Consider the following 8,714-nt stretch of genomic DNA (forward strand, 5'->3'; position numbering starts at 1 on the left):
TGCGAAATTGGGCAAGTCCGCACATAAGCGTTTTGACTCTGCTTCGCAAGAATTTTTTTAGGCTGAGAACAGAATTGCCTAACATCTGCTTGCGCAGTGTTGCGCGAGCGATGCGGAAGATGAACGTGCGTTAAGTTTTTGAGGAGCGCGCCCGTCTCTCGCGCGCGAGATGCGTCAGCCGCGCTTGGTGAAAGGCTCGATGCGCTGAGCTGCGCGAATGAACGCGGTCATCACGAGCACGCCGAGTGCGAACAGCACGGCCTGGAGGATGTGCGCGCCCTGATCGCCGAGTCCGAACAGGATCGCCAGCGCCCAGCCGCCGGCAAAGGCCGCGCCGAACACCTCCGCGCCGATCAGGATGGCGGCGCTGATGACGGTGATGACGCTCGGCCAGGCGATCTGGCGGGAAGATGAGGAAGGCGCGTTCATGGGGCTCAGGGGTCCTGACTTCGAGGGCCGCAATCTCCTCGAAAAGGCGGCCGGGAGCAAGGGCAAACCGGCCCAAAAAAGCCCCATCGCGTGCTATAGCTGGCCGCAACAAATCAGCTCAAAAACCGGGACTTGCGATGTCAGAACCCCGCCAAACCACGGACTCCGAGACCAACCCGCTGCTGAAGGCCTGGGTGACGCCGTTCGCGGCCCCGCCCTTCGACGAGATCAAGCCGGAGCACTTCCTGCCGGCCTTCGAGCAGGCCTTCGCCGATCACTCCGCGGAGATCGCGGCGATCACCAATGATCCGGCCGCGCCCGACTTCGCCAACACCATCACGGCGCTGGAGCGCTCAGGCAAGCTGCTCAGCAAGGTCGCGGCGGTCTTCTACGACCTCGTCTCGGCGCATTCGAACCCGGCCATCCTGGAGATCGACAAGGAGGTCTCCTTGCGGATGGCGCGGCACTGGAATCCGATCATGATGAACGCCGTGCTGTTTGGCCGCATCGCCCACCTGCACGAGAACCGCGCCTCGCTCGGTCTCACGCCCGAGCAGCTGCGCCTCCTGGAGCGCACCTACACCCGCTTCCACCGTTCCGGTGCCGGCCTCTCCGACGAGGCCAAGACGCGGATGGCGGAGATCAACGAGAGGCTCGCCCAGCTCGGCACCGGCTTCAGCCATCACCTGCTCGGCGACGAGCAGGAATGGTTCCTGGAGCTCGGCGAGGCCGACCGCCAGGGCCTGCCGGAGAGCTTCATTGCCGGCGCCAAGGCTGCGGCAGAAGAGCGCGGCATGGCAGGCAAGGCCATCGTCACGCTGTCGCGCTCCTCGGTGGAGCCGTTCCTGAAGAGCTCGGCGCGGCGCGACCTGCGCGAGAAGGTCTACAAGGCTTTCATCGCGCGCGGCGACAACGGCAACGCCAACGACAACAACGCTACCATCGTCGAGATCCTGAAGCTGCGTGAGGAGAGCGCCAAGCTCCTGGGCTATCCGACCTTCGCGGCCTACCGGCTCGAAGACTCCATGGCCAAGACGCCGGAAGCGGTGCGGAGCCTGTTGGAGCGGGTCTGGAAGCCGGCGCGCGCCCGCGCGCTCGCCGACCGCGACGACATGCAGGCGCTGATCACGGAGGAGGGCGGCAATTTCAAGCTTGCTCCGTGGGACTGGCGCTTCTATGCCGAAAAGCTGCGCCTGCAGCGCGCCAATTTCGACGACGCCGCGATCAAGCCCTACCTTGCGCTCGACAACATGATCGCCGCCGCCTTCGACTGCGCCACGCGCCTGTTCGGCGTCACCTTCGAGGAGCGCAAGGACGTTCCCGTCTGGCACCCGGACGTGCGGGTCTGGGAGATGAAGGGTCCGGACGGCAAGCACAAGGCGCTGTTCTACGGCGACTACTTCGCCCGGCCCTCGAAGCGATCCGGCGCCTGGATGACCTCGCTGCGGGACCAGCAGAAGCTCGACGGCGACGTTGCGCCGTTAATTCTCAACATCTGCAATTTCACCAAGGGCGCGGACGGCGAGCCCTCGCTGCTGTCGCCCGACGACGCCCGCACCCTGTTCCACGAGTTCGGCCACGGCCTGCACGGCATGCTCTCCAACGTGACCTATCCCTCGCTGTCGGGCACCTCCGTGTTCACCGACTTCGTCGAGCTGCCGTCCCAGCTCTACGAGCACTGGCAGGAACGGCCCGAGGTGCTGCAAAAGTTCGCCCGCCACTACCAGACCGGTGAGCCGCTGCCGGACGATCTCCTGCAGCGCTTCCTCGCGGCGCGGAAGTTCAACCAGGGCTTTGCCACGGTCGAGTTCGTCTCCTCGGCGCTCGTCGATCTCGAATTCCACACCCAGCCGGCGTCGGCCGCAGACGACGTGCGCGCCTTCGAGAGACGCGAACTGGAGAAGATCGGCATGCCCGAGGAGATCGCGCTGCGTCACCGTCCGACGCAGTTCGGCCACATCTTCACCGGCGACCATTATGCCGCGGGCTATTACAGCTACATGTGGTCCGAGGTGATGGACGCCGATGCCTTCGGCGCCTTCGAGGAGGCCGGCGACATCTTCGATCCTGCCGTGGCCAAGCGGCTGCACGACGACATCTACTCGTCCGGCGGATCGGTCGACCCGGAGGCCGCCTACGAGGCATTCCGGGGCCGCCCGCCCGAACCGGACGCGCTGCTGCGCCGCCGCGGCCTGCTCGACACGGCAAAGGCCGCCTGATGGGCATGCGCGCACTTCTCGGCCTGTTGCTCGCCGCCGGCCTGTCGCTCGCCGCCGGTGCGGCGAGCGCGCATCCGCATGTCTGGATCACCGCGACCAGCGAGTTGCTCTACGCCGCGGATGGTTCGATCACCGGCGTGCGCCACGCCTGGACCTTCGACGACATGTTCTCGACCTATGCGCTGCAGGGGCTCGAAAGCAAGACCAAGGGCGCCTATACGCGCGAGGAGCTCGGGCCGCTGGCGCAGACCAACGTCGAGTCGCTGAAGGAGTATGCCTACTTCACCTTCGCGCGAGCCGACGGCAGGAAGGAACGATTTCAGGAACCGGTCGACTATTTCCTCGACTACAAGGATACGGTGCTGACCCTGCACTTCACGCTGCCGCTGAAGAACCCGGTCAAGTCCAAGCAGCTGGTGCTCGAAGTGTTCGACCGCTCCTTCTTCATCGACTTCCAGATGGCCAAGGACAATCCGGTCAAGCTGGTCGGTGCGCCCGCGGGCTGCCAGATGAAGCTGGAACGGCCGAGCGACGGCACAGCGAGCGCCCAGAAGCTCAACGAGCAGACCTTCCTGAACGGCGAGAACTCGAACTTCGGCATGATGTTCGCCAACAAGATCACGGTGGATTGCCCTTGAAGCCGCAACTCTCCCCGCTCGCACGCGGGCTGCTCGTCTGCGCCGCGGTGCTGCTGGTTGTGGGTGTGGCCGATGCCGCGCTTCATGATCTCCTCGCGCAGAATCCGTTCGGCGCGCCGCGCGCCTCGCAGCCGGCCCAGCCCGAGGCGGGCGGAATTGTCGGCTGGCTCCTCGCAAAGCAGTCGGAGTTTTACCGCCAGATGTCGGCGACGATCCGGGCCGCCAAGTCCGACGGCTCGGCGGTGTGGACGCTGCTCTTCATCTCGTTTGCCTATGGCGTCTTCCATGCCGCCGGGCCCGGCCACGGCAAGGCGGTGATCGCGTCCTATCTGGTCGCGAACCGCGAGACAGCGCGGCGCGGCATCGCGCTGTCCTTTGCCTCGGCGCTGATGCAGTCGCTGGTCGCGATCCTGATCGTCGGCATCTCGGCCTGGGTGCTGAACGCGACGGCCAAGACCATGTGCAAGGCCGAAGGCGTGATCGAGATCGCGAGCTATGGCCTGATCGCGCTGTTCGGCCTGCGCCTGGTCTGGGTCAAGGGCGGCGCCTTCATCCGCGCGCTCCAGGCCGCCCAGCCGGTGCCGGCCATTGCGGGCGTGCCGCACGATCATGATCACGATCATCACCATCATCGTGATGCGCATGATCATCATCACCACGATCACGGCCATGATCATCACCATGGCCACGGCCACGTTCACCATCACCATGGGCATGATCATGTCCATGACGAGCATTGCGGCCACTCCCACGGTCCGACTCCCAGCGAGCTCGCCGGTCCCGGAGGCTGGCGGCGCGGCTTCGCTGCGATCCTGACCGTCGGCATCCGCCCGTGCTCGGGCGCGATCCTGGTGCTGGTGTTCGCGCTGGCGCAGGGCCTGTTCTGGGCCGGCATCGCCGCGACCTTGCTGATGGGACTGGGCACCGCGATCACGGTCGCGGCCATCGCGGTCGTCGCCGTCTCCGCCAAGGGCCTCGCCGCCCGCCTCAGCGCCGGACGCGACGGCGGCGGCGCGCTGTTCATGCGCGGCATCGAGTTCGGCGCCGCCGGTCTCGTGTTGCTGTTCGGCGTCGGTCTCTTGTTCGGCTACATCGCCGCCGAACGGACGACGTGTTTTTGAGTAGTCTCCGCAGTTCGCGGCGCTCAGCGAGGTATGACGGTCGTGCATCTTGTTTCGTCATTGCGAGCCACCGGGTCCGCGCGAATGCGCGGCCCGATGACAGGCTCCGCGAAGCAATCCAGATTGTCTCTGCAGCGGCAGTCTGGATTGCTTCGTCGCAAGGGCTCCTCGCAATGACGAGCGGAAACATTTGGGTTTGGGGGATTCCATGTCGCGTGAAAATTTCTGGTTCTTCCATCCGTTTCGGGTGCGCTATTCCGAGATCGACGGCCAGGGCGTCGTCTTCAATGCGCATTATCTGACCTATTTCGACACCACCATCACCGAATGTTTCCGCGCGCTGGGCTTCGACCAATATGCGGATGCCCAGGCGAGCGGCATCGATTTCCACGTCGTCAAATCGCTGATCGAGTACAAGGCGCCGGTCCGCTTCGACTGGGAGCTCGAGGTCGGCGCGCGCGTGGCGCGGATCGGCAATTCGAGCCTCGTCTTCGAGCTTGCCATCTACATGAAAGGCGGCGCCGACGCGTTGGTGACCGGCGAGATCGTGTGGGTCTACACGGACCAGAAGACCCATCGACCTGTTACGATCCCGGCATCGATGCGGGCGCTGATCGCGACGCGGGAGCGGCACTTGGCGGCATGAGGCCGCTCACACCGGCAGGAACCGCTTCAAGGCCGGCATGAAGAAGATCCCGAGATTGATCGCAAAGCCGACGCTCCAGAGGATCGAGCGCAGCGTCGGGCGGTTGCCGAGATAGGTCAGCACATAGGCGATCCGCACGATCAGGAACAGTGCGGCAAGCTCGTCGATCAGCCGCTGCGGCGCATCCCGGTATTCGGCGAGCAGCACGGCGAAGGCAAAGAACGGAAACGTCTCGATGCCGTTCTGGTGCGCGCCGAGCGCGCGCTGCGCGAGGGCGTCCTCGAAGAAGGCAGGGTCGCGAGGCCGGGAATTGTCGAACGTGCGAAACCTGATCCATTTGATCGCGGCGATCGTTGACAGATAGAGCAGCAGCGCTCCGAAGACGCACCATTCCGCGAGTGTCATCGTCCTTCCCCGGCCTGGGTGCGACCCTAGCGAAACCGCCCTCATCTTGACAAGTTTGGACCAACGCGCGACCCAACCAGCCATGAACAACGTCGTCCCCGTTGAGACTGCGAAACCGGCTACCTGGCCCGCCCTGCCGCGCGTCGGCGTGCTCCTGGTCAACCTCGGCACGCCCGACACGGCCGATGCGCCGGGCGTGCGGGTGTATCTGAAGGAGTTCCTCAGTGACGCCCGGGTCATCGAGGACCAGGGGCTGATCTGGAAGGCCGTGCTGAACGGGATCATCTTGCGCAGCCGTCCCCGCACCAAGGCGTTGGACTACCAGAAGATCTGGAACACCGAGAAGAACGAGTCGCCGCTGAAGACCATCACGCGCTCGCAGGCCGACAAGCTCGGGGCCGCGCTGTCGGACCGCAGCCACGTCGTCGTGGACTGGGCGATGCGCTACGGCAATCCTTCGATCAAGGCTGGCATCGACGCGCTGATCGCGAAAGGCTGTGAGCGCATTCTCGCCGTCCCGCTGTATCCGCAATATTCCGCCTCGACCTCCGCGACCGTCTGCGACGAGGTGTTCCGCGTACTGACCCGCCTGCGCAACCAGCCGACGCTGCGGGTGACGCCGCCTTATCACGTGGATGCCGCTTATATTGAGGCGCTCGCGACCTCGATTGAGGCGCATCTTACGACGCTCTCGTTCAAGCCGGAGCTGATCGTCGCGTCCTTCCACGGCATGCCGAAATCCTATGTCGACAAGGGCGATCCGTACCAGAGCCACTGCGTTGCCACGACCGAGGCGCTGCGGAGCCGGCTCGGCATGGACGAGACCAAGCTTCTGCTGACCTTCCAGTCCCGCTTCGGCAATGACGAGTGGCTCCAGCCGTATACGGACAAGACCATGGAGCGGCTGGCGAAAGAGGGCGTGCGGCGGATCGCGGTGGTGACGCCGGGCTTCTCGGCCGACTGCCTGGAGACGCTGGAGGAGATCGCGCAGGAGAATGCCGAGATCTTCAAGCACAATGGTGGCGAGGCGTTTTCCGCGATCCCCTGCCTCAACGACAGCGAGCCGGGCATGGACGTGATTCGCACGCTCGTGCTGCGCGAGCTCCAGGGCTGGATCTGATGGTTCGCCCCATGGATCGCCGTCACTGTCTGGCGCTTCTTGGGATGATCGCGGCATTGCCGGCCTCTGTGCAGGCGCAGCAGCCGGCTGCAACGCGCCGGCTCGGCGTGCTCTCGGTCACCGCGGCCGAGGATGCGATCGGGCAGGCCCGTAGCACCATCCTGGTCGAGGCGCTCGCCGGCCTGGGCTGGAAGGAGCGCGACAACCTCAAGATCGACTGGCGCAGCGGCGGCGGCGACCGGGCGCGGATCGCACGCCTTGCGGACGAGCTGGTCGCGCTCAAGCCCGACATCCTGCTTGCGGTCGGCACGCCCTCGGTGGAGGAGCTGCGCCAGCGCACCACGGCGATCCCGATCGTGTTCGCCGTCGTCACCGATCCCGTCAGCCAGGGTTTCGTCAAAAACCTCGCGCATCCCGGCGGCAACGCCACCGGCTTCACCGATTACGACGGCCCGCTCGCCGGCAAATGGCTGGAGATGCTGACGCAGGTCACGCCGCCCGTCCGCCGCGTCTTCGTGGTCTACAATCCCGCCACCGCGCCGTTCGCACCCTTGATGCTGCGCACGGTCGAGGAGGCAGCAAAGACGCTTCAGGTGACGGTCGAGCCGGCGCCGGTGAATGACGCCGCCTCGATCGCGGCGCTGGCCTTGCTCAAGGAAGGCGGCCTCCTGGTCCTGCCTGACTTCTTCACCATGGCCAATCGCACGCAGTTGCTGGCGGCCATCGGCGAGGCTCGTCTGCCTGCGGTGTTCTGGAGTCGCACCTTCGTCGAGGAGGGCGGGCTGATGTCGTACAGCACCGACAGCGCCGAGCAGCTGCGCCGCGCCGCCTCCTATATCGACCGCATCCTAAGGGGTGCGCAGCCGGCCGATCTGCCGGTTCAGAATCCGACCACGTTCGAGCTGACGATCAATTTGAAGACGGCCAGGGCGCTTAGCATCTCGCTTCCCGCCGGTCTGCTCGCACTCGCGGACAACGTCATTGAATGAAGCGATCCTCCGCGGATGGCACGGTCATCTCTGTAAAGATTGGCCGCTAGGTCTGCGCCAGCGCGCTTTCAAGAGCTTCCCGTAAATACAAATCGTGGGCAGTCCCTCTCCAGCCGTCTTGTGCAGAATCGCAGCCGTACCGACGTTACTTGCGACCGCTGAACCGGTAGGGTTGCGATCCCGACCAATGACAGCGCGGGAAAGGTCTTTTCCTGCCTTGGAGGATATATGAGCGGTTTCGACATTTTCGCGATTGTTCTGGTTTTGCTCGTCATCGTCACGCTGGTGGCCGGCGTGAAGACGGTGCCGCAGGGCTATGACTGGACCATCGAACGGTTCGGCAAATACACCCAGACGCTGAGCCCCGGGCTCAACCTGATCGTGCCCTATTTCGACCGCGTCGGGCGCAAGATCAACATGATGGAGCAGGTGATCGACATTCCCGAGCAGGAGGTCATCACCAAGGACAACGCCACCGTGACGGTGGACGGCGTCGCCTTCTATCAGGTGTTCGATGCCGCCAAGGCGAGCTATGAGGTTGCCAATCTCAACCAGGCCATCACCGTCCTGACCATGACCAACATCCGTTCGGTGATGGGCTCGATGGACCTCGACCAGGTGCTGTCGCATCGCGACGAGATCAACGAGCGGCTGCTTCGCGTCGTCGATGCCGCGGTCTCGCCCTGGGGGGTCAAGGTCAACCGCATCGAGATCAAGGACATCGTGCCGCCGGCCGATCTCGTCGAGGCCATGGGCCGGCAGATGAAGGCCGAGCGCGTCAAGCGTGCCGACATTCTCGCCGCCGAAGGCCAGCGCCAGTCCGAGATCCTGCGCGCCGAGGGCGCCAAGCAGGGCCAGATCCTCCAGGCCGAAGGCCGGAAGGAAGCGGCGTTCCGCGACGCCGAAGCGCGCGAACGTTCGGCGGAGGCCGAGGCGAAGGCCACGCAGATGGTGAGCGACGCGATTTCCAAAGGCGACGTCGCGGCGTTGAACTATTTCATCGCCGACAAATATATCAAGGCATTCGGCCAGTTCGCGGAGGCGCCGAACCAGAAGATCATCATGTTGCCGATGGAAGCCACCAGCATGCTCGGCTCGCTCGCCGGCATTGGCGAGATCGCCAAGGCGACCTTCGGCGAGAGCGCGG

General features: G+C 64.9%; 9 protein-coding genes. 7 read left to right on the plus strand and 2 right to left on the minus strand.

The window, feature by feature from the left end; translation table 11 throughout:
* Positions 1-174: 174 nt before the first annotated feature.
* Positions 175-429, minus strand: coding sequence for a hypothetical protein (locus SE91_RS02795; protein WP_008543757.1), 255 nt, complete (start codon positions 427-429; stop codon positions 175-177).
* 137 nt (positions 430-566) lie between these two features.
* On the opposite strand from SE91_RS02795, the gene SE91_RS02800 reads away from it, so the two are divergent.
* The 4 genes from SE91_RS02800 (at position 567) to SE91_RS02815 (ending at position 5,053) form a co-directional block, all read left to right on the plus strand.
* Positions 567-2,648: a M3 family metallopeptidase gene (locus SE91_RS02800; RefSeq protein WP_060734792.1), complete on the plus strand. Its 2,082-nt coding sequence runs from the start codon at positions 567-569 to the stop codon at positions 2,646-2,648.
* Complete coding sequence (locus SE91_RS02805; protein WP_008543771.1) at positions 2,648-3,286, plus strand: DUF1007 family protein; 639 nt, start codon at positions 2,648-2,650, stop codon at positions 3,284-3,286. Before SE91_RS02800 ends, SE91_RS02805 begins: the two co-directional genes overlap by 1 nt.
* A complete protein-coding gene (locus SE91_RS02810; protein WP_193409763.1) occupies positions 3,283-4,407 on the plus strand; it encodes a nickel/cobalt transporter in 1,125 nt (374 codons plus the stop codon). Before SE91_RS02805 ends, SE91_RS02810 begins: the two co-directional genes overlap by 4 nt.
* 208 nt (positions 4,408-4,615) lie before the next feature.
* Positions 4,616-5,053, plus strand: a complete 438-nt coding sequence (locus tag SE91_RS02815; protein ID WP_061846485.1) for an acyl-CoA thioesterase — start codon at positions 4,616-4,618, stop codon at positions 5,051-5,053.
* Positions 5,054-5,059: 6 nt separating this feature from the next.
* Here the strand turns inward: SE91_RS02815 and SE91_RS02820 are convergent, their stop codons facing one another.
* On the minus strand, positions 5,060-5,458 hold the full coding sequence (locus SE91_RS02820) for an MAPEG family protein (protein ID WP_061846486.1): 399 nt from the start codon (positions 5,456-5,458) through the stop codon (positions 5,060-5,062).
* Between the two features lie 82 nt (positions 5,459-5,540).
* Between SE91_RS02820 and hemH the strand changes: the two genes are divergently transcribed.
* The 3 genes from hemH to SE91_RS02835 form a co-directional block, all read left to right on the plus strand.
* Entirely contained in the window at positions 5,541-6,578 is a 1,038-nt protein-coding gene (hemH, locus tag SE91_RS02825) for a ferrochelatase (RefSeq protein WP_061846487.1), read from the plus strand.
* Positions 6,579-6,589: 11 nt separating this feature from the next.
* Positions 6,590-7,567 (plus strand): ABC transporter substrate-binding protein, encoded by a 978-nt coding sequence (locus tag SE91_RS02830; RefSeq protein WP_061846488.1) that lies wholly within the window; start codon positions 6,590-6,592, stop codon positions 7,565-7,567.
* 228 nt (positions 7,568-7,795) lie between these two features.
* Positions 7,796-8,714 (plus strand): SPFH domain-containing protein (locus SE91_RS02835; protein ID WP_061846489.1); only part of this gene is annotated, 919 nt, incomplete at its 3' end.

It is taken from the genome of Bradyrhizobium sp. DOA1 (assembly GCF_001593325.1).
Lineage (GTDB): Bacteria > Pseudomonadota > Alphaproteobacteria > Rhizobiales > Xanthobacteraceae > Bradyrhizobium.